Origin of the sequence: Barnesiella sp. (genome assembly GCF_022723415.1) — a bacterium.
Taxonomy (GTDB): domain Bacteria; phylum Bacteroidota; class Bacteroidia; order Bacteroidales; family Barnesiellaceae; genus Barnesiella; species Barnesiella intestinihominis.
This window is the reverse complement of record NZ_JAIJHU010000014.1, coordinates 19,563-40,053: the sequence shown is the minus strand read 5'-3', so window position 1 is coordinate 40,053 and position 20,491 is coordinate 19,563. Positions and strand designations below refer to the sequence as shown.

The following is a 20,491-nucleotide window of genomic DNA, read 5'->3' as shown; positions in this document are numbered from 1 at the left end:
TTTAATCACACTTTAATTTCTACATCTACTCCGCTCGGCAATTCCAACTTCATCAACGCATCCACAGTCTTTGCAGTAGAACTGTAAATGTCAATAAGACGTTTGAATGAAGACAACTCGAATTGCTCTCTCGATTTTTTATTTACGAAAGTCGAGCGGTTTACCGTGAAAATACGTTTGTGAGTAGGTAGAGGAATCGGCCCGCTCACTACTGCTCCCGTAGCTTTCACCGTCTTCACGATTTTCTCGGCCGATTTATCAACCAAGTTATGATCGTAAGACTTCAATTTAATTCTGATTTTTTGGCTCATATTGATATTTGATAGTTAATTACAATAAATCTACTCTACCGTTCACCTCTGTCAATACATTCTTTGCAATCGAAGAACTTACTTCGGAATAATGCGAGAACGACATCGTCGAAGTAGCACGACCGGAAGTAATGGTACGCAACGCTGTTACATAACCGAACATCTCGGCAAGAGGTGCTGTGGCTTTCACGATACGAGCACCCGAACGGCTGGATTCCATACCTTCGATTTGACCACGACGTTTATTCAAGTCCGAAATCACATCACCCATACTTTCTTCGGGAGTTACAACCTCGATCTTCATGATTGGCTCCAACAATACGGGACCGGCCTTTTCACAAGCCTTTTTAAATGCTTGGATAGCACAAAGTTCGAACGAAAGCTGGTCAGAGTCCACCGGGTGGAACGAACCATCGATTACAGTAACTTTTAAACTGTCTACGGGATAACCGGCCAACACACCGTTTTTCATAGCGGTAGTGAAACCTTTCTGAATAGAAGGAATAAATTCCTTAGGAATATTACCACCTTTTACTTCATCGACAAATTCCAATCCGCCTTCTTCACGAGTAGAAGGTTCTACACGTACGATAATATCGGCAAACTTACCACGACCACCGGTTTGTTTTTTAAACACTTCACGCAACTCAACCGGTTTGGTAATAGCCTCTTTGTAAGTAACCTGAGGACGGCCTTGATTACACTCGACTTTGAACTCACGTTTCAAACGATCGATAATAATTTCGAGGTGAAGCTCACCCATACCACTGATAACCGTTTGTCCGGTCTCTTCATTGGTAGCCACGGTAAAGGTCGGGTCTTCTTCGGCCAATTTCTGCAAGCCGATACCCAACTTATCGAGATCTTTCTGTGTCTTAGGTTCAACTGCAATACCGATCACAGGTGCAGGGAAATCCATAGCTTCGAGAACGATAGGAGCATCTTCTGCACACAACGTATCACCCGTGCGAATATCTTTGAAACCTACTCCTGCGCCAATATCGCCACAGTCGATAGATTCTTTCGGATTTTGTTTATTCGAGTGCATTTGGAACAAACGGGAAACACGCTCTTTCTTACCCGAACGGGAATTAAGCACATAAGAACCCGCTACGACTTCTCCCGAATACACACGGAAGAAGCAGAGACGACCTACATAAGGGTCGGTTGCAATCTTGAAAGCGAGCGCACACATCGGCTGATCGAAAGAAGGATGACGAACGATTTCCTTTTCGGGATCATTCACATCGTGTCCCACTACGGCAGGAGTATCTACCGGGCTGGGTAAAAACGCACACACGGCATCGAGCAGAGGCTGTACACCCTTGTTCTTGAAAGAAGAACCGCAAATCATAGGAACAATCTGCATAGCCAACGTTCCTTTACGAATTGCACGCATAATTTCCTCTTCGGTGATAGTCGAAGGATCCGTGAAATACTTCTCCATCAACTCATCATCACACTCGGCTATTTTTTCAAGCAGTTTGTCCCTCCATTCATCGCACTCGGCTTGCAAACTAGCTGGAATTTCCTCCACACTATAATCAGCACCCATTGCCTCGTCATGCCAATAAATAGCTTTCATTCTCACCAAGTCGACCACGCCTTTGAACGTCTCTTCTGCACCGATAGGTACTTGAATGGGGCAAGGATTCGCACCCAAAACGTCTTTTAACTGACGGACAACTTCAAAGAAATTCGCACCCGAACGGTCCATTTTATTCACGTAACCGATACGAGGAACATTGTATTTATCGGCTTGGCGCCATACAGTCTCGGACTGAGGTTCAACACCGCCGACCGCACAAAACGCAGCCACAGCTCCGTCCAATACACGCAAAGAGCGCTCTACCTCTACGGTAAAGTCCACGTGCCCCGGAGTATCGATCAAGTTGATTTTAAACTTCTCGTCCTTATAATTCCAGAAAGCGGTAGTAGCGGCAGATGTAATGGTTATACCACGTTCTTGCTCCTGCTCCATCCAGTCCATTGTAGCAGCACCATCGTGTACTTCACCGATCTTGTGCGTCAACCCCGTATAGAACAAAATACGTTCCGAAGTCGTTGTCTTACCGGCATCGATGTGTGCCATAATACCAATGTTTCTGGTATATTTCAAATGAGCGTCAGATTTTGCCATTTTCTTTATTTCTTATTTTATTCAATTAAAATCTAAAATGAGCGAATGCACGGTTAGCTTCTGCCATCTTGTGCATATCTTCTTTACGTTTAAACGCACCACCCTGTTCGTTAAAAGCGTCGACAATCTCGGCAGCCAATTTGTCGGCCATCGTTTTGCCTCCTCTTTTACGAGAATAGATAATAAGATTTTTCATTGAAATAGATTCCTTACGATCGGGGCGGATTTCCGTAGGTACTTGGAAAGTAGCACCACCCACACGGCGAGATTTAACCTCTACTTGAGGTGTAATATTTTCTAGGGCTTTCTTCCATATTTCGAGGGCAGATTTTTCCTCGTTCGGCAACTTAGATTTCGCAATCTCCAATGCACTGTAGAAAATAGTATAGGCAATATTCTTTTTGCCGTCATACATCAAGTGGTTTACAAACTTCGAAACCCTCACATCATTGAATACGGGATCTGGTAATACAACCCGTTTCTTTGGTTTTGCTTTTCTCATTTTTTACAATAAATTGTCGTTCTTGTTTTTGGTTGCTGTCCTTTACATCTTCAACGAAGTCCGCCGACCTCATTTACTCAACCCAATCAGCCTATCCAATAAACGAGAACCAGTGTTCGACACTAATTCTTTAATTCTCTTTGCTGGCCTTTATAAAAAGGGGATTCTTATTTTTTACCCTTTGCGGCAGGTGCAGCGCCCGCTTTCGGTCTCTTAGCGCCATACTTGGATCGGCGTTGCGTACGTCCTCCCACTCCTGCGGTATCCAATGTACCACGAACGATGTGATAACGCACACCGGGAAGGTCTTTCACACGACCGCCACGGACAAGTACAATAGAGTGCTCTTGCAAATTGTGACCTTCACCCGGTATATAAGAGTTCACCTCTTTCCCGTTGGTTAAGCGCACACGAGCTACTTTACGCATGGCAGAGTTAGGTTTTTTAGGAGTCGTCGTGTAAACTCTCACACACACGCCACGTCTTTGAGGACATGAATCCAATGCGGGAGATTTACTCTTGTCTTCCAATACAACCCGTCCTTTTCTTACTAATTGTTGAATTGTAGGCATTTCTTAGAACTTTTTTTTTAAAAAATCTTTTACTTATAACTCTTCTTATTTTTCTCTTTATCCACGACACCAAAACCAGCCATTACTTTCACATAATCAAGCGATTATATAAAAATATCGACCTTCTACGGCATCAAAAGTGGTGCAAAGATAAAGACTAAATCATTAAAAACCAAACATATTGGGATTATTTTTCAGCTTTTTCTCTTTATGCCATAAACATTAAAAAAACGAATATAAAATTTTCGTTTTATTCGAAAACCTCGATTTCCTCAAATCCGAGTCCCTTCTTATCTTTTTCCGAGAGCAACATTTCCTCGGCCTTTATAGGCCATTGCACGGCCACATGAGGATCGTTATAAAACAATGTCACTTCCTCATGAGGAGCATATACATTATCTACCTTGTAACAGAATTGGGCAGTTTCACTCAATACAGCAAAACCGTGAGCAAACCCTCTGGGAACAAAAAGTTGCTTTTTATTTTCATCGGACAGCTCTATCCCTACATACTGCCCGAACGTAGGGGACGTACGACGCAAATCAACAACCACGTCATAGACACGCCCCTGTGTCACTCTCACCAATTTGGACTGTGACCATTCACCCCTTTGGAAATGGAGCCCCCTCACTACGCCATAACTCGACCGCGACTCGTTGTCTTGAATAAAATCGACAACCCCTATATACTTCTCGAAAAGTTCCTTCTTATAACTTTCCATAAAATATCCCCGGCTATCGCCAAACACCTGCGGTTCTATGACAAAAACCCCCTTTAACTTCTGTTCTGTAAATTTCATCGAAATATATTTTGGAAGACAAAGATAGCGCAAGCCGAGAGGAGAAACAAATACAATCTCCTCTAAACGCAAAAGTTTTACAACAAAAGATAAAATTTATCAGAACCGCTACATGAGCACGATCAATTCAAGTCAAACTTTTCAACTGTAAACACAGAGACAACAACTTCCAGGCCTTTACCGGATCGGAGAAAACTCCGCTTTCAGGATTCTCCCACGCTCTTTCCAACCGGGGATAATCAAACCATTCCGAAACTTGCCCGAATCGCAAATCATGCACCACTTCATCGGCCCAGCCTTTTAATTCCGTGGGAATATCATAAAGTCCCTCTACCTCATTTTTGGGAGCAAGCCTTATTTTTTCAGGAAGTAAAGGCATCACGATTTTATCCGAAAACCAAGCCTTTCGATGCTTACCCGAACTTCCATCGGCCAATGCAAAAGCGATTTCGATCAAGTTGTGATTTAAAAAAGCATTCCTGATTTGAACCCCGTAATACATACTCATTTTATCGACACTTCTCAACAAATGCGGTATACGTTCGTAACACAAATCGCAAAACCGTAAATTTTCATTTTCCGAAACAAACGAACGTCGATATTCGGGTTTCCGCGCCAATCGCCTGAAATCGGCCGACAGAACCTCCGAAGGGACCAATGATGTAGAACTGTCACCCGGCAACGAAACCCCGCCTAAAAAATGATTAAGTCCCCATCCGCCACTAAGCACCGAAAGTCCGCGCTTGTGCATAACCCTGAAAAAAGCAGAGTAGGTAATTGTGTTCAAACCGTCGATAGGTTCCTCTTGCCATCTCGCCAGATAATCGAGCTCCTTCAACAACATCGATTTGGTAATTTTCACCTGTTCCATTGGCAAAGGTGTCTCCGCAAGCATCTCGGCACTCCACAAAACTCCGCTTTGATGCAGTTTCCCCCGATAATGCATATAGCTCTTCAACGACCTCGGAAGTCCTATTTCCTTCATCAGAGAAATAAATAACGCCGACTCCAAACTACCATTTAGCGACAAACCTTTCTCCATTTCTCCCATCAAGCTGTATCCGACACTCCTGTACATCTGTTCCAGAAAAGCCTCCGGCAATCGCTCGGGTGACTCCTCGCTCCACAATGAGACTCTTTTTTCAAACTCATACCAACGTTTCTCCACCAGCGAATAACCATTATAATGCAACAAAAATCCGGCAGGGAGCTGATGCACACCTTCCCAAAAAGTTTCATAAGGACTGCCATAAGTAGAATAGGCCAAGTAACTCGCCCATCGTTCCGCCGACAACAAAGAACGAATTCCACCGGCAAACAAAGCTTTGATTTCGGATGCGAAAAATAAGTTACCCCTTTGGGTGGCATAATACAAGGGCTTTATGCCAAACCGGTCTCGGCAAAGCAACAATTCCTCCGACCAGCGATTGTATATAACGATAGAAAAGTATCCCTCGAACCGGTCGAAACAACCATCTCCCCAACGGTCATACGCTTTTGTAATCACCTCGCACATTCCACGAGTCGTAAAAGAATAATAATTTTCGAGCTGGCGCCGGACGTCTTCATAATTAAATATTTCACCATCTAACATAACGACCAATCCGGTATCGTTATCTTCGAACGGTTGTTTAGGAGCCACGGCCATATCGATGGTTTTCATGCGATTATGCATCAATCCCACCCGAGCATCAATAAAAGAAGAGACCCAACTATTAGGAGTCTCTTTCCCTCTGTGATTTTGTGCCGCAGACATATGAAGCAATACTTGCTCCATCAAATCCACCTCTCCCACTATCCCGGCTAATCCGCACATATTTTCTATTCCTCCGATTTTTTTAGTTTTTATCAGCCAAACTGGGTTCACAAACCCGATGGAACAACTCACCCAACGTTCTCGTGCAATCAAAATCCTCAGGAGTAACCTCTACTTGATATTCCTCTTCGAGCATCATAGCCAAAGAAACCTCAAATAAATAATTCCACTCTTCCAGACTTTTATAACGAGTCTCCAAATTCAAAGATTCCCGATCCGTCCGATACAGCATATCGGCCACCAACTGCACAAAACGATTCTTCTCCATATATCCCTTTTTCCCTCATAAACGACTATATGGCCTCATTTGTTCAAAGGATTTCACAAACTGCCGTTCATTCGCCACCTCGCTCTACTGCACACCCCTCTGTATGAAATATTTATTAAAAAAACCGAACCTATTTCTAAGATTTACATTACCTTTGAAGTATCAAATTACATTTGGTTATGAAAAATATCATTCTTTTCGACGTTAATCAACAGCATTTCGATCTTTTACCGCTGGCATTCACCCGTCCGGTTTCGGACATTAGAATAGGAATTCTTACCATACGAGAAAAATGGGAACACCGGTTACCCGGCATGTACTCCTATCTCACACCCGAATATATGGCAGCCAAATATCCGGCGGCTCTCTCGGACGATAACATTTTTATCGCGAGCCACATTCTTCCCGACGATTCATTGGTAAAACAAATATCCGATTTGGATCCCGGAGAAGCCATCGTCTGCAATCAAGAACTGCTTGCATTTCGAGGAAATGAAGCCGATTTCCGAAACGAACGATACAATCGCACGATAGAGTACGGCCACACGCTGAAATGTATCCGACATCTTTATGATATATTTCTGATGAACGGAGAATGTCTGGAAGCCGATTTCCGACTCATTACAAACGGACGAACGAGCGAGAAACTCAGCGATTCGAACCGTATCATCGGCGAGCCCTGCTTCCCAGACGGAACTCCCAAGATATTTTTAGAACCGGGAGCACATGCCGAATGTGCAATTTTCAACGTCACAAACGGTCCCATATACTTAGGGAAAGACTGCGAAATCATGGAAGGCAGTTGCATTCGTGCACCATTCGCTGCCTGCGAACACGCCGTTGTCAACATGGGTACTAAAATTTATGGAGCGACCACGTTGGGGCCATATTGTAAGGTAGGCGGAGAATTGAATAATGTAGTCATGTTCGGATTCTCCAATAAAGCCCACGATGGATTTTTAGGGAATGCCGTTATTGGCGAATGGTGTAACTTGGGCGCCGGAGCTGTATCCTCCAATCTCAAAAACGATTACAGCGAAATTAAATTGTGGAATTATCCTACCCGCCGCTTCCTCCGCACGAACCTGCAATTTTGCGGACTTATCATGGGCGATCACTCCAAAGCCGGAATCAACACCATGTTCAACACAGCGACGGTAGTAGGTGTAGGCGTGAATATACACGGAGCCGGATTTCCACGTAACTTTGTCGCCTCGTTCAGCGAAGGGGGAACCGCCGGATTCACCGACGTACAACTCACCAAATTTTATGCTATCGCCGAGAAAATGATGGCTCGCCGCGGACGCACTTTAACCGAGGCCGACAAAACCATTTTCGAAGCTATTTACAATCAAGCGGAACAATTGAAATAAAATCCGTATATTTGCGCAAACAAATAAAACACAAGAGCCTATGTAAATAACTTATCGTTTTTAAGACATATATAAAAGAGCGTTAGCTTTTATTCTTGTATCTCAGAATCTGGAAAATTCTATAAACATTAAGCAAGGATATAGAGTTATAACGCCTGCGTCGCATGACGTGGGCTTAACTTTATTGCTTAATAGGGTATTCCAGAACCTTGAGATACGATAAAGTTAGGTTCCGCGTCTTTTTTATATCCGTCTACAATCCATTTTCAAACAATCCGATTTTGGAACCGGTCGGATATTTACCTTTTTATTTTATGAAACATTTAACATTTCAAATCTCTATCTTTTTACTTTTACTCATCTCTTTCACCTCATGCGAGAAAGAATATCCAACCAACGTCGATACCGTATGGACAAGGGGATTGATCAGCGACCAGTCCCCCTTCGAGTTTCTCAATAAGAATATTATCATCTCATGGAATAACGGAAAAGTCGAAGGACAAGAAAACAGAATAACCACCTTTACCGATTTAGGAAAACGGGAAACAGAAGATATAGACCTGAATGCCATTGACATTCCACAAGAAGGAGAATCATACTGTTATCCTCAAATCGGGCATCTTTATTTTGTACATCAAGCATGGAAAAGTTCTTCTCGAATACAGAACCATTGCGGATATTTCTTAGTCATAGAATCTCTCCGAAATCAAGAGGGAATCATTATTCTTTCATCGGAATATACACCTTCCGGTTGGGAATGGATAGATCGATACTAAAATTTCACCGAGGGGACTTCATTTAAATAAACGATAAGCTATCCTTAACGACAAGGGTTATTCCTTTCGGAATAACCCTTGTATTTTATTTATAGACGACTATTCGTTTCCCAATTCCTGCAAAATGATTACCCTTAAAGATGGATCAACTCAGAATTAATCCAATGACATAAGCAGTTCCATTCTAAACGCTTATCCTACAATCCTTGTCCCCCTATCCTTCTGCCCTATACAATCGGCACGAGTAATGATTACCTCGCATACCCCGTGCCGAATAGCCTCGAATGCATTTTCGAGTTTAGGGATCATGCCGCCTTGTATAATTCCTTTCTCCCGATATTCTTGAAATAAAGAAAAATCGATTTCCGGGATAACACTCTCGTCGTCCTTCTCATCTCGCAACACTCCTTTTTTCTCGAAGCAATAGACCAGTGAGACATCGTAATAAGGGGCCAAAGCCTTAGCTGTTTCTCCCGCCATAGTGTCGGCATTGGTGTTTAGCATAGAGCCTTTACCGTCATGGGTAAGCGGAGCGATTACGGGAACGACCCCCATCTCGATTAGACCTGTAAGAGCTTTGCCGTCGGCATGACGCACATCGCCTACATAACCGTAATCGACCTCTCCTGCCAGACGTTTGTCCGACAGCAAAATATTCATGTCGGCTCCCGTCATACCCAAAGCATTCACACCCACTGCCTGTAATCCGGCTACAATGCTTTTGTTTACCAAACCGCCGTAAACCATTGTCACCACTTCGAGCATAGATTTATCCGTAATGCGACGACCGCCTACCATTCGGCTCTCTATCCCCAAGCGGGAGGCCATAGCGGTGGCCGACCGACCGCCACCATGTACCAAGACCTTTTTCTCGGGAATGGCAGCAAAAGCGACAAGCAGGCGACTCAACGTCTCCTGCTCCTCCACTATTTTACCCCCTACTTTTATCAGTGTCAGTTTGTCCATTAGTCTAACCGTTATTTTCTTCCCCGGCAAACTCCATCAAATAGGCTTTGATAAAATCGTCTATCTTACCGTCCATGACGCCCTGCACGTCCGAAGTTTGATAATTGGTACGGTGGTCTTTCACCCGACGGTCGTCGAATACATAACTGCGTATTTGCGACCCCCACTCGATTTTTTTCTTGCCGGCCTCGATTTTAGCTTGTTCGGCCATACGATGTTGCAACTCTTTCTCATACAAAATAGAGCGCAACTGGCGCATGGCATTCTCCCGGTTTTTAGGCTGATCCCGTGTCTCGGTATTCTCGACCAAGATTTCTTCTTCCTCTCCGGTATAAGGGTCTTTGAACTGATAGCGCAACCGCACGCCCGACTCCACCTTATTCACATTCTGTCCCCCGGCCCCGCTCGATCGGAATGTATCCCACGAAATATTCGCCGGATTGATATTGATTTCTATCGTATCGTCGACCAACGGCGTGACGAATACCGATGCAAAAGAAGTCATGCGCTTTCCTTGCGCATTATACGGCGATACCCGCACCAACCGGTGCACACCGTTCTCGCTTTTCAAATAGCCGTATACATAATCACCTTCGATTTGTATCGTCACCGATTTGATACCGGCCTCATCGCCCTCCAATATATTGGCGATAGAGGCTTTATAGTTATGCTGTTCGCACCATCGCAAATACATACGCATCAACATCGATGCCCAGTCTTGCGACTCGGTTCCTCCGGCTCCCGAATTGATTTTCAGAACGACACCCAATTTATCCTCTTCCCGGCGCAACATATTGCGAAGTTCGAGATTCTCGATAAGCTCCGTAGTGCGTTTGTAAATCTCGTCCACCTCTTCTTCCGACACGATACCTTCTTTCACGAAATCGAAAGCCAGCCTCAATTCTTCTACCGACTTTTCTATTTCGGTATAACTGTCTATCCAGAAATGTAAGGCTTTTACTTTCTTCATCTGCGCTTCCGCCTTTTTTTGGTCTTCCCAAAAATCGGGCACATGGGTACGCAACTCTTCCTCTTCTACCTCGATTTTCTTCGAATCGATGTCAAAGATACCTCCTCAACGCCAACTTGCGTTCTTCCGTCTCTTTTAATTGTTCTTGTGTAATCATATTTATAGGCTTCCTTATGATATGACAAAAGGGTGTACAAAAATATACACCCTCCGCCTATTTACCAAATTTCATATTTCGTTTTTAAGCATACATGGCCTCTATCTCGTCTTTATACAATAAATTGATAACCGACCGACGAATTTTCAACGTATTGGTCAACTCGCCCTTTTCCATGCTGAAAGCCTGCGGCAATAGCGTGAACCGCTTGATTTGTTCGAACCGGGCGAAATTCTTTTGCAACGCATCTATCCGTTCCGAAATAAGAGCCTGTATCTTCTGGTTTTTTACCAGCTCTTCCAAATTTCGATATTGTATCTGTTTCTGAGCGGCATACTCTTTCAAAGCCTCATAAGCCGGAATGATAATAGCCGTCACATATTTCCGTTGGTCTCCTATCACCGCCACTTGGTCGATATACTTATCTTCACCCAGACGGGTTTCCAACGCCTGCGGAGCGATATATTTCCCATTGGACGTTTTGAACAAATCTTTCAAACGCTCGGTCAACACCAATGCCCCTTGTTCGTTTACCTTGCCGGCATCGCCCGTACGGAACCAACCGTCCTTGGTAAAGACTCTGGCCGTCTCTTCGGGTTTACGGTAGTAACCCTTCATTACGGTCTTTCCTTTTACCAATATTTCGTTATTCTCACCCAACTTCACCTGAATATCGGGCATTAAAGAGCCTACCGTTCCGAATTCATATCCCACCAAATCGAAGCAACTCACCGTCGCTGTCGTCTCGGAAAGGCCATAACCATAAACGATATTGATACCGCAAATATGCAGAAACTCGTTAATCGTGTCGGATAACGGAGCTCCCGCCGTAGGAAAGATATTCCCGTTTTCTACCCCGACAGCCCGACGAATTTTCGAGAAAACGAACTTGTCGTAAAATCTGTATTGGCATTCGAGCCACAGCGGTACACGTTTCCCCGCCCGCAAATATTCCACATTGCGCCGACGACCTATCACGAACGCCCGCTCTGCCAAGCGACGGGCAACACCTTTCATCTTAGACAGGTTATCCTGTATGGCCGAGTAAACCTTCTCCCAAAAACGGGGGACACTGCACATAATAGTCGGCCGTATCTCTCGAATCGTGTTCTGTATATCCTTCGGATCGACATTGATAGCGACACGCATGCCCACGGTCAAACAATAATAAGACCACGCCCGCTCGAATACATGTGTCAACGGAAGGAAACAAAGCGAAACGTCTTTATCCGAACAGGTTACTAAACGTTGAAGATGTATACGAATAGCCTCGTCATAATTGGAATGCGCCAACATAACTCCTTTGGGCTCTCCGGTCGTTCCCGAGGTATAAATCAACGTAGCCAAATCGTCGGGCGAACCGGCATTTCTACGCCGCTCCACTTCTTCGCTGACTTTCTCGTCCGCCGATTTCCCCATTGCTATCAGGTCTTCGAAATAGACAGACGAGCTATCGCTCTCTGCTCGTTTTATATCGGGATCGAAAAGTATCAGCTTTTCTAACGTCGGGCACTCCCGCAAGGCGATAATCGCATTGTCGTACTGCACTTGGCCGCCAACGAACAAGAATCGTATCTCTGCCTCATCGATAATATACTTTATCTGATCCAAAGAACTAGTCGGGTAAAGGGGCACTGTCACCGCACGGTTATCGAATGCAGCGAAATCCACGATAAGACCTTCCGGCTTATTCTGTGTATATGTAGAAATATTTTCTTCTTCGCGAATACCCAATATTACCATAGCTTTCGCCATGTCCGATACTTGCTCTGCGAAACGGTTCCAAGAAGTAGAAACCCATCGATTGGTTGAATAGTCCTTGTGGCTGAACACCTCACGGTTGCCATATTTTGCAGCCTGCCTGCGGACCAACGAGGTCAATTGATTTACCATAAATATAACTATAAATCTGCGACAAAGTTACAGATTATATCGGTACGATTCCCGTTTTAATAAGTTTTAAGTAGAATATATATTTCATTTTGTTAAGTCGACATTGCAAAATTCGGCTTTATATCATTTGTACATCAACCTTTCCCCACAAATAAGCATTCAAATCCGAATAGTTAATATCAGTTAATATTCAAACCCATATCGCCCCCAATAAATCCGGTCAGAAATTATCGAAACCGATAAAAATAAACTACTTTTGTGAAAATCGAAATCGGAAATGAACTCAAAAGACGAACTATATTATTCTGCCATAGATTTGCTACATCGGTTAATCAGGACACCTTCCATCAGTCGGGAGGAAGATGCGGCAGCGCAAATAATCTGTGAGACCTTGCAAAAAAACAGATTCACACCATATCGAGCCGGCAATAACGTATGGACTTTCGCCCGCGAATTCGATTCAGAAAAACCTACCGTTCTCCTCAACTCGCACATAGATACGGTAAAGCCCACAGACAGTTGGAGTCGCCCGCCCTTTGTTCCGATCGAAGAAGATAACCGGCTATATGGCTTAGGAAGCAACGATGCCGGAGCAAGTGTCGTCTCTTTGTTAAGCGCATTCATTCACCTTTCCGAAACCGAACAGCCCTACAACCTTGTCTTTTTGGCATCCGCCGAGGAAGAAGTCTCCGGGCAAAACGGTATTGTCAAGGCTCTGGAACAACTGCCGACTATCGATTTCGCCGTGGTAGGCGAACCCACGGGTATGCAGCCCGCCGTCTGCGAAAAAGGGTTGCTTGTACTCGATTGTTCCACATATGGAAAGTCGGGACACGCCGCTCGCAACGAAGGAATCAACGCCTTGTACAAAGCCACCGAAACGATCGAAGCCCTACGAACATTCGAGTTTCCGCTCGCTTCCGATTTATTGGGAAAAGTAAAACTGACTGTCACCCAAATTCAGGCAGGAACACAACACAACGTTATCCCCGACCGTTGCGATTTTGTAGTCGATGTACGCACCAACGACCGCTACACCAATGCCGAAGCCGTCGAGATTCTCAAATCCCGTTTTCCCGAAGTGGAAATCACACCTCGCTCCTTACGGCTCAATTCATCGGCAATTTCCATACAGCACCCGTTTGTCCGCAGAGCACTCTTTGCCGGATATGAACCATTCGGTTCTCCCACCCTCTCCGATCAAGCCCTCATGCCATTCCCCTCGGTAAAAATGGGTCCGGGCGATTCGTCACGCTCGCACACCGCCGACGAATACATTATATTAGAAGAAATACGAGAAGCCATTGAAGTATACATTTGCTTACTCGATCGGCTTCAAATCGAGAAATCAGCGCAATAATCGGTTGGCAAGGATAGCCGATCCTCGACCTCCCCAAGAGACATATCGATAAACCATCGGTAAGAACCAGCGCATCGTCCTGTCTTTACCCGCTGTCTCCATCGTCGAGCGATAAATCTCAGTACCCAACGGACTTTTTTCCTTTCGACAAAGTCCGGCCACAACCATTTGTTTATAAAGCAACAATTTATGCAAACGGGCTTTCTGCGCAGAATCGCTTCGCTCCACATCTTCGTGAGCTTGCGCAATCGCTCTTAAAATATCGGGGACATTAGGAGCATAACGATAACCCGTAATACTGTCGGCATGGAGATATACATTCACCAACGGAGGTGTTTGAACCCAGACGATTCGGTCTGTAAACAGTAACAATTTGATTCCTAAACCCCAATCCTCCCAACGCATATAATCCTCAGGCCAACCGCCCACTGCACGCAGCACTGTCGTCCGCACCGCATAACGTACCGTACCCAAAGTACTATGGAACAAATGAGGTTCCACCCGGTTGGAGAAAACCGCCTTTGCCGAATAAGGTTTGCCCTGTTCCGGTATAAGTCGTATGGTACACCCCGCAATATCCGCCGATGGATTACTCTCGAAAGCCTGCATATACAGCGAAACTGACTCGGGAATATACTCGTCGTCGCTATCGAGAAAAGCCACAAACTCCTCCGTCACACAAGCAAGACCTCGGTTCCGGGCTGCCGATGGTCCTCGTTTAGCCTCTTCGACAACCGTTATCCGAAAATCATCGGTCTCATATGCCCCCTTTAACTCCCGGCATAAAGCCAACGACCCATCGGTGGAACCGTTATCGACCAATACCACATGGATAGGGCGATAAGTCTGTGCAACGACAGAATCGAATGTCCGCCGCAACTCCCGTTCTCGATTATACACGGGAATAACTATCCCTATTCCTGCTTGTTTCATCTATGCAAATATAAACAGATTCTGTATGAAAAACATACGCATGTATGTTTTTCATACAGAATCCATCTATCTACAACAAAAATCTAAAACGAGGAACCCTTGAAAACAGTTGAATACTCTTTGGGAACAAGTCGTCCCCTCAAAGTAATCCGATTCGAATTATAATTGGGACTAATAACCACAGACGCATAGTTACTCCCTTTGAATAAAAAGATATTGACCGTAGCAGAAATACCGGTTCCCATGACATTCATGGAAAGAGTCGTATTCCCTTTCTTATCCGTCTGTACTTTTACATTCGAAGCACTACCTTCCACAGTTATACCACCCACCCCGTTCGGGCCTCCACCGTTAAACGGAGCCACCTGTACGATCGCCCTATTATCCGACAAAGAAACAAAATTCGTATTGGACGATACGAAAGCAGTCCCGCCCCTTTTAAACAGCAACTGATCTGCTTCCAATACAAAATTCGATTTTTCCAAAGCACTCACCGCATTCTTATAATTAATCGAATCTTGGATAGCAGCCAACTGTTTTTTCAGTTCACGACTGTTTACATTCTCTTGTTTCTCTTTCGTATCTATACGTTTTTCCGACTGAGCATATACCGGCACACCCAGCACCAATATTGTCATAAAAAGAAATAATCTGTTCATATTCCAAATTTTAAATTAACGATAACATAATTGCAAAAAATATGCCACATATAAAATTGAATCGAAGTATATCTTCCGCAAAATCAAATCATTCACACCCTCCACCAATACATTACTAATCATAGACCGGCAAACGTAGAGCTATCGAATACCGCATTCAGCCGAACCAATAACGGCGGTCGAGCAATCTGTAATTCCAGATAAATAATGTTACCTATTTATACAATGCTTCGAAGGTTCATATTGTTCGCTTCGGCATCTTTACATAAGCTCTGTTTCTCAATCTCGAAAACACTCGAAACCAAGACAATTTTCCTCGATTGAAGATAAATTTCTGCACAATACTCATTTCAATCTTTCCGTCGGGACATTTCTACAAAATTTTATTACTTTTGTCGATATACGAAACATCGTCCAAGCATAGCCATGAACATACTTTTCGTCTACTTCGACAAAATCATTCAAAACGACAATTTGTACGTCAAGTCCCTATGCGAGGAGATACGACGACAAAATGGCTCCGTAGAATGTAGTATCGATGCCTTTTGGAATTCCCCCCGAAAATACGACATCGTTCACATTCAGTTTCCCGAAGTCATTTTCAAATGGCGGCAACCCTCCGATAACGGGTTAAAAGCTCTACGACAACGAATCGCTCGACTGAAAAGCATGGGAACCAAAATCGTATATACCCGCCATGACGCTATCCCGCATTATTGCACGGACAAAAACAAATTGGAACTATATCGTATCGTCGAAACTCAAAGCAATGCGATTATTCATTTGGGAGAATATAGCCGACAAGAGTTCGCCCGTATATATCCCGAAAACACGGCTCGGCATTTCGTCATACCTCATCACATATACGATTCATGTGGATATGCATTCCCTTCGAAATTGACCTCCCGCAATAAGCTGGGACTACCGACCGATAAATTCATCATTCTCACTTTTGGAAGTTACCGCAACGAAGAAGAACAGCGCCTTGTCGTCGATGCTTTCGAGCATCTACCCATGTCGGATAAGTTCCTATTGGCTCCCGGTTTCTACAACAGTTGTTTTACCAACCGTAAAACACCCATACAAAATCTGCTGCGATACCGAACTCAAAAAAAGAAATTCCGGCTCGACACGAATAGAGCTTTACAACTACACGAGAAAATATCGAATACCGAGCTTCCTTACTACTTCTCGGCCGCAGATATCGTTCTGATTCAACGTAAAGAGATTCTCAACTCGGGCAATGTTCCTATGGCTCTTTTCTTTCATAAAGTCGTCGCAGGACCCAAATTCGGGAATATCGGCGAACTTCTCGATTTGACGGGAAATCCTACTTTCGACCTCACCGACAGTCATTCGGTCATCGAAGCTGTCGCTCATGCCCGACAATTAGCAAATACAGGATATGGAGAAAAGAATGCAGAATTTGCCCGACAAAATATGAATACGGAACTTATCGCACAAAAAACGATTCTATGTTACCAACAAATCTATAACTTAACTCTACATGAAAATCCTACTGATCGGTGAAGCCAGCAACTTACACTGGACATTGGCCGAAGGGCTTCGAGCCAATGGTCACACGGTGACAGTCGTTTCTCACGGTAGCCACTGGCTCAACAACAAACGAGATGTCAGTATCGTTCGTCGAGGATATGATCTGTTTCATTCCATACAGTACATGGCGGATATTATACGACATCTCCCGCAAATGAGAGGTTATGATGTTGTCCAAGTAACTAATCCTGTCTTTTTCGATTTACGTCCAGAAAAGAATTGGGCTATTTTTAAATACCTGAAAAAGCACAACAAAAAGATATTCCTCGATGCTCTCGCCATAGACCACTATTATGTAAAAGCATGCTTGGACGGCAAAACCTTTCGTTACTCCGACTTCTTCGTCGGAGACCGACCGCTCCCGCATCCCGAACGAGAAAAAATGCTTGCGGCATGGATAGGCGGTCCCAACGAGCGACCCAACATCGAAATGGCCCAAGAAGCCAATGGTATCATTGCCTGTCTATATGAATATTATGCAGCATACCAGCCCGAATATGCCGATAAGTTAGCCTATATCCCCATACCCATCGACCTGTCGATCAATCCTTTCCACCCGATAAAAAGCACACCGGAGGTCGTTAAGTTCTTCATCGGAATACAACAACACCGCACAGCGATAAAAGGAACCGACATATTACTCGACGTACTCCGAGAAATTCATGATAAATACCCCCGCGAAAGCCATATACAAAAAGTCGTTTCCGTACCGTTCGACGAATACAACAAACTACTGGTAGATTGTCATATCCTTCTGGACCAACTCTATTCCTATACACCCGCCACCAATGCGCTGGCTGCTATGGCACGAGGCATTATAGCCGTAAGCGGAGCCGAACCCGAATTTTATAATTTTATCGGCGAGCAAAAACTACGGCCTATTATCAACGTGTTACCCGACCGAAACGATATATTCAAACAACTGGAAAATCTGATTATACATCGGGATCAATTACCGAGACTATCGACCGAAAGTAGACAATTCGTAGAAAAATATCACGACCACGTAAAAGTAGCCCGGCAATATCTCGAATTTTGGGAGAAGCACTAATTATTTCGATTTACAGAATATCTTCTTTTTCAACTGAAATCCGGTAAAAAGACAAATAAATGCGGTCAGGCTGTAAGCCCCCGCCAAACAATCGTTCGACCACAACAGCCAAACGAAATAACATAAAGAACTATAAACAAAAAGAGAAACGAACATTCGCACCGGAATATGTAACCCAAATTTCAGATGACAAACCATGTAAATCCCTGTCATCGAAAACAGATAGGCCAACAAATAGGCCACCCCGACACCCTGTAACCCCCAATGGGTATACCCGACAAGATACATTACGAACATCAAGGAATCGGCTACGATTTCCGTTATTAAAAAAATACGGCCTGCTCCCTTCGCCAGCAGAACAAAACTCACGCTCCACGAAAATGCCCGGAAAAGCATGCCCAATACAGCCCACGAAATATACCCGCTGATGGCTAAAAACGCAGATGTATATAATATATGTATAATCAAATTCTGAAAAATCAGGAATAACGAAATGACAGGAGCCAATATCAACAACGACGTTTCCACTTGCCGGGTCACATGTTCCGACAACAATACTTTATCCTCGCAGACAGCCGACAAACGGGGATAATATTCCATAGACATAGCCGTAAAAACCAACCCCACATACTGCATGACCAACGTATAACCCGCTTGAAAAAAACCTACCTCTCCGGTTCCTCCTCTATCGTTGAGCCATGCGACGAACAGGTAGGAATACAAGGTCGTGACAAACCCGCTTACCGTCATATAAATACCCAACGAAGCGATATTCTTTCCCTGCCGGTAAGTCTCGGTCCAACTCATTTTCACCGGCTTTATCTTCATCTTCCTACCCAACGAAACAGTCACGACCCAAATGGAAAATGTATGTGCGATAATGGCGGGGACAATACCCGAAATACCGAAAAAATAGAACAAGGGTAAAGAGAACAATAAAGCGAAAAAAGACCCTAAAACAGAGCATCTTGCCAAAACCCGCAAACGTTCCGATGCCTGAATCACCGCCCGTTCCCCCTCGGTAAGAGTCGTAAACAACAACGTACACGACAAAAAAACGTACCCCCATATATGGGCATCGTCACCAAACGTATATCGGCTTAACAACGGAGCGAAAGTCAGCATAACCACCGCCCCCAACAACCCGGTGAACCAAATCCAACGACGCACGACAGACACCAGTTCGGCAAACCGACTTTCGTCCCCCGATTTAAACGCTTTGGATAAATCCCTCACGGAACTCGTTCCGATTCCCAATCTTGTCAACGAGGAAATCATCTCGACAGTATTATTATACAGCCCGATGATACCCACACCCTCGGCTCCCAACCATATAGCGACCAATTTCGTTTTGATAATCGAGCAGAGAATGGTAAATACCTGTGTACCGCCGAAAAGTCCGGTAGCCTTCACAATCGTGCGATAGATATTTTTTTTCTCCTCCCCGCCGGTCATAGCGTTATCTCGTATATATCATAAGCAACCCCTCGCCCGCCGAATCCCTCTTTTTGAGCGATAAGCCCTTCGTTCAGATAGTGCCCCATATCTTCCGTCGACTGACCGAAATCGAACCATTTCCTATCGGCGAAAACCTCACCTATAAGCCGGGCGTACAACAAATCGAGAGCACCCGATGCTTTCCCTTCTGCCGAAGCAGAAGTATATTGCGCATGCGCCACGATTCCCGTATCATAAATGACGCTCCCCGCCAAAGTCTCGTCACCCCTCATCGTCACGAAATGACGAATCCGATCGGGAAACCGACTATGCAACAACTCGATTTCGTCCAACGAGTGAACAGGTTTCACATGAAACCGCTCTTGCAAATTAGCATCTAAAACTTTCCAAAAAGGAGAGAAATCGGTGGTCTCGACTACCCGCAACCCGGCTTGCTCGGCCTTCTTCATTCGGCTGCGCCGGTCGGCACGTAATCGGATCGGATTATCCAACTGCACGGTCGAAGATATATTGCGCCCCATCAATCGAGCCTCTAATCGAAATAAAGCATACAAGTCCGACTCAGAAGGATAACGATGATAGATGTGTGGAATACATTTATACACCCATTTGACAAACCGTTCTTTTTTCAAAAAATCGGCAATCGACCGCATGATTTCGAGAACCTGCGCCGTCGTATTCCGAGTAGTCACGATCAACCCGCCGTAAGTCAGTCCGGCATGCGAGTACAACACATCGCCCGAACGGTTTGCCGGTAACAAGGCCAACAATTTATTACCGTCATAAACCAAGAGAGAATAATCCGTAAAGCGATCGGCATGATACTCCATATACTCCCGCAAAAACAAAAACGTACCGTTCGACGATTCGGATACGAAATCATTCCAATCCCTATGATAAGCCGCAGTGTACCGATGTATTTCTATCATA

At 44.5% G+C, this 20,491-nt stretch carries 19 protein-coding genes; 5 read left to right on the top strand and 14 right to left on the bottom strand.

Features of this window, described 5'->3' with window-relative positions; all coding sequences use genetic code 11:
- Positions 1-5 precede the first annotated feature (5 nt).
- From rpsJ to QVD32_RS04540, 7 genes are all read right to left on the bottom strand, one after another.
- Positions 6-311, bottom strand: a complete 306-nt coding sequence (rpsJ, locus tag QVD32_RS04570; protein ID WP_008862860.1) for a 30S ribosomal protein S10 — start codon at positions 309-311, stop codon at positions 6-8.
- A gap of 19 nt (positions 312-330) precedes the next feature.
- A complete protein-coding gene (fusA, locus tag QVD32_RS04565) occupies positions 331-2,451 on the bottom strand; it encodes an elongation factor G (RefSeq protein WP_021891302.1) in 2,121 nt (706 codons plus the stop codon).
- 25 nt (positions 2,452-2,476) lie between these two features.
- Entirely contained in the window at positions 2,477-2,953 is a 477-nt protein-coding gene (rpsG, locus tag QVD32_RS04560) for a 30S ribosomal protein S7 (protein ID WP_008862862.1), read from the bottom strand.
- Between the two features lie 167 nt (positions 2,954-3,120).
- Positions 3,121-3,525, bottom strand: coding sequence for a 30S ribosomal protein S12 (gene rpsL, locus QVD32_RS04555; RefSeq protein WP_008862863.1), 405 nt, complete (start codon positions 3,523-3,525; stop codon positions 3,121-3,123).
- Positions 3,526-3,775: 250 nt separating this feature from the next.
- The gene (gene rfbC / locus QVD32_RS04550; protein WP_040296275.1) at positions 3,776-4,324 is read right to left on the bottom strand and encodes a dTDP-4-dehydrorhamnose 3,5-epimerase; all 549 of its coding nucleotides are present in this window, start codon (positions 4,322-4,324) and stop codon (positions 3,776-3,778) included.
- A gap of 127 nt (positions 4,325-4,451) precedes the next feature.
- Complete coding sequence (locus tag QVD32_RS04545) at positions 4,452-6,140, bottom strand: asparagine synthetase B family protein (RefSeq protein ID WP_021891305.1); 1,689 nt, start codon at positions 6,138-6,140, stop codon at positions 4,452-4,454.
- Positions 6,141-6,162: 22 nt separating this feature from the next.
- Positions 6,163-6,408, bottom strand: a complete 246-nt coding sequence (locus tag QVD32_RS04540) for a hypothetical protein (protein WP_008862866.1) — start codon at positions 6,406-6,408, stop codon at positions 6,163-6,165.
- A gap of 179 nt (positions 6,409-6,587) precedes the next feature.
- Between QVD32_RS04540 and QVD32_RS04535 the strand changes: the two genes are divergently transcribed.
- Together QVD32_RS04535 and QVD32_RS04530 are read left to right on the top strand one after the other, a co-directional pair.
- Positions 6,588-7,781, top strand: coding sequence for a putative sugar nucleotidyl transferase (locus QVD32_RS04535; RefSeq protein ID WP_021891306.1), 1,194 nt, complete (start codon positions 6,588-6,590; stop codon positions 7,779-7,781).
- 314 nt (positions 7,782-8,095) lie between these two features.
- Entirely contained in the window at positions 8,096-8,557 is a 462-nt protein-coding gene (locus QVD32_RS04530; RefSeq protein WP_021891307.1) for a hypothetical protein, read from the top strand.
- A gap of 192 nt (positions 8,558-8,749) precedes the next feature.
- Here QVD32_RS04530 and argB read toward each other — a convergent pair whose 3' ends face one another.
- From argB to QVD32_RS04515, 3 genes are all read right to left on the bottom strand, one after another.
- On the bottom strand, positions 8,750-9,523 hold the full coding sequence (gene argB / locus QVD32_RS04525) for an acetylglutamate kinase (RefSeq protein ID WP_021891308.1): 774 nt from the start codon (positions 9,521-9,523) through the stop codon (positions 8,750-8,752).
- Positions 9,524-9,527: 4 nt separating this feature from the next.
- Positions 9,528-10,650 (bottom strand): peptide chain release factor 2 gene (gene prfB, locus QVD32_RS04520; RefSeq protein WP_118686971.1). Its coding sequence is split into 2 segments (ribosomal slippage): positions 9,528-10,586 and positions 10,588-10,650, totalling 1,122 coding nucleotides; the frame shifts between segments, so codons are not numbered across the junction.
- A gap of 84 nt (positions 10,651-10,734) precedes the next feature.
- Positions 10,735-12,543 carry an AMP-dependent synthetase/ligase gene (locus QVD32_RS04515; protein ID WP_118686972.1) on the bottom strand — a complete coding sequence of 603 codons (1,809 nt, stop codon included), beginning with the start codon at positions 12,541-12,543 and terminating at the stop codon, positions 10,735-10,737.
- Between the two features lie 277 nt (positions 12,544-12,820).
- On the opposite strand from QVD32_RS04515, the gene QVD32_RS04510 reads away from it, so the two are divergent.
- The gene (locus tag QVD32_RS04510; RefSeq protein WP_118686973.1) at positions 12,821-13,903 is read left to right on the top strand and encodes a M20 family metallo-hydrolase; all 1,083 of its coding nucleotides are present in this window, start codon (positions 12,821-12,823) and stop codon (positions 13,901-13,903) included.
- On the opposite strand, the gene QVD32_RS04505 is transcribed toward QVD32_RS04510, so the two are convergent.
- Together QVD32_RS04505 and QVD32_RS04500 are read right to left on the bottom strand one after the other, a co-directional pair.
- On the bottom strand, positions 13,892-14,836 hold the full coding sequence (locus QVD32_RS04505; RefSeq protein WP_118686974.1) for a glycosyltransferase family A protein: 945 nt from the start codon (positions 14,834-14,836) through the stop codon (positions 13,892-13,894). The genes QVD32_RS04510 and QVD32_RS04505 overlap by 12 nt on opposite strands.
- Positions 14,837-14,919: 83 nt before the next feature.
- The gene (locus QVD32_RS04500) at positions 14,920-15,495 is read right to left on the bottom strand and encodes a DUF4251 domain-containing protein (RefSeq protein WP_008862875.1); all 576 of its coding nucleotides are present in this window, start codon (positions 15,493-15,495) and stop codon (positions 14,920-14,922) included.
- Between the two features lie 426 nt (positions 15,496-15,921).
- Here QVD32_RS04500 and QVD32_RS04495 point away from each other — a divergent pair, with 426 nt between their 5' ends.
- On the top strand, positions 15,922-17,025 hold the full coding sequence (locus QVD32_RS04495) for a glycosyltransferase family protein (protein ID WP_118686975.1): 1,104 nt from the start codon (positions 15,922-15,924) through the stop codon (positions 17,023-17,025).
- The gene (locus tag QVD32_RS04490) at positions 17,003-18,103 is read left to right on the top strand and encodes a glycosyltransferase family protein (protein ID WP_118686976.1); all 1,101 of its coding nucleotides are present in this window, start codon (positions 17,003-17,005) and stop codon (positions 18,101-18,103) included. Before QVD32_RS04495 ends, QVD32_RS04490 begins: the two co-directional genes overlap by 23 nt.
- On the opposite strand, the gene QVD32_RS04485 is transcribed toward QVD32_RS04490, so the two are convergent.
- Complete coding sequence (locus QVD32_RS04485) at positions 18,104-19,558, bottom strand: oligosaccharide flippase family protein (protein ID WP_118686977.1); 1,455 nt, start codon at positions 19,556-19,558, stop codon at positions 18,104-18,106.
- Complete coding sequence (locus QVD32_RS04480; protein WP_118686978.1) at positions 19,555-20,490, bottom strand: GNAT family N-acetyltransferase; 936 nt, start codon at positions 20,488-20,490, stop codon at positions 19,555-19,557. The genes QVD32_RS04485 and QVD32_RS04480 overlap by 4 nt, the downstream gene beginning before the upstream one ends.
- Position 20,491: the final 1 nt, after the last annotated feature.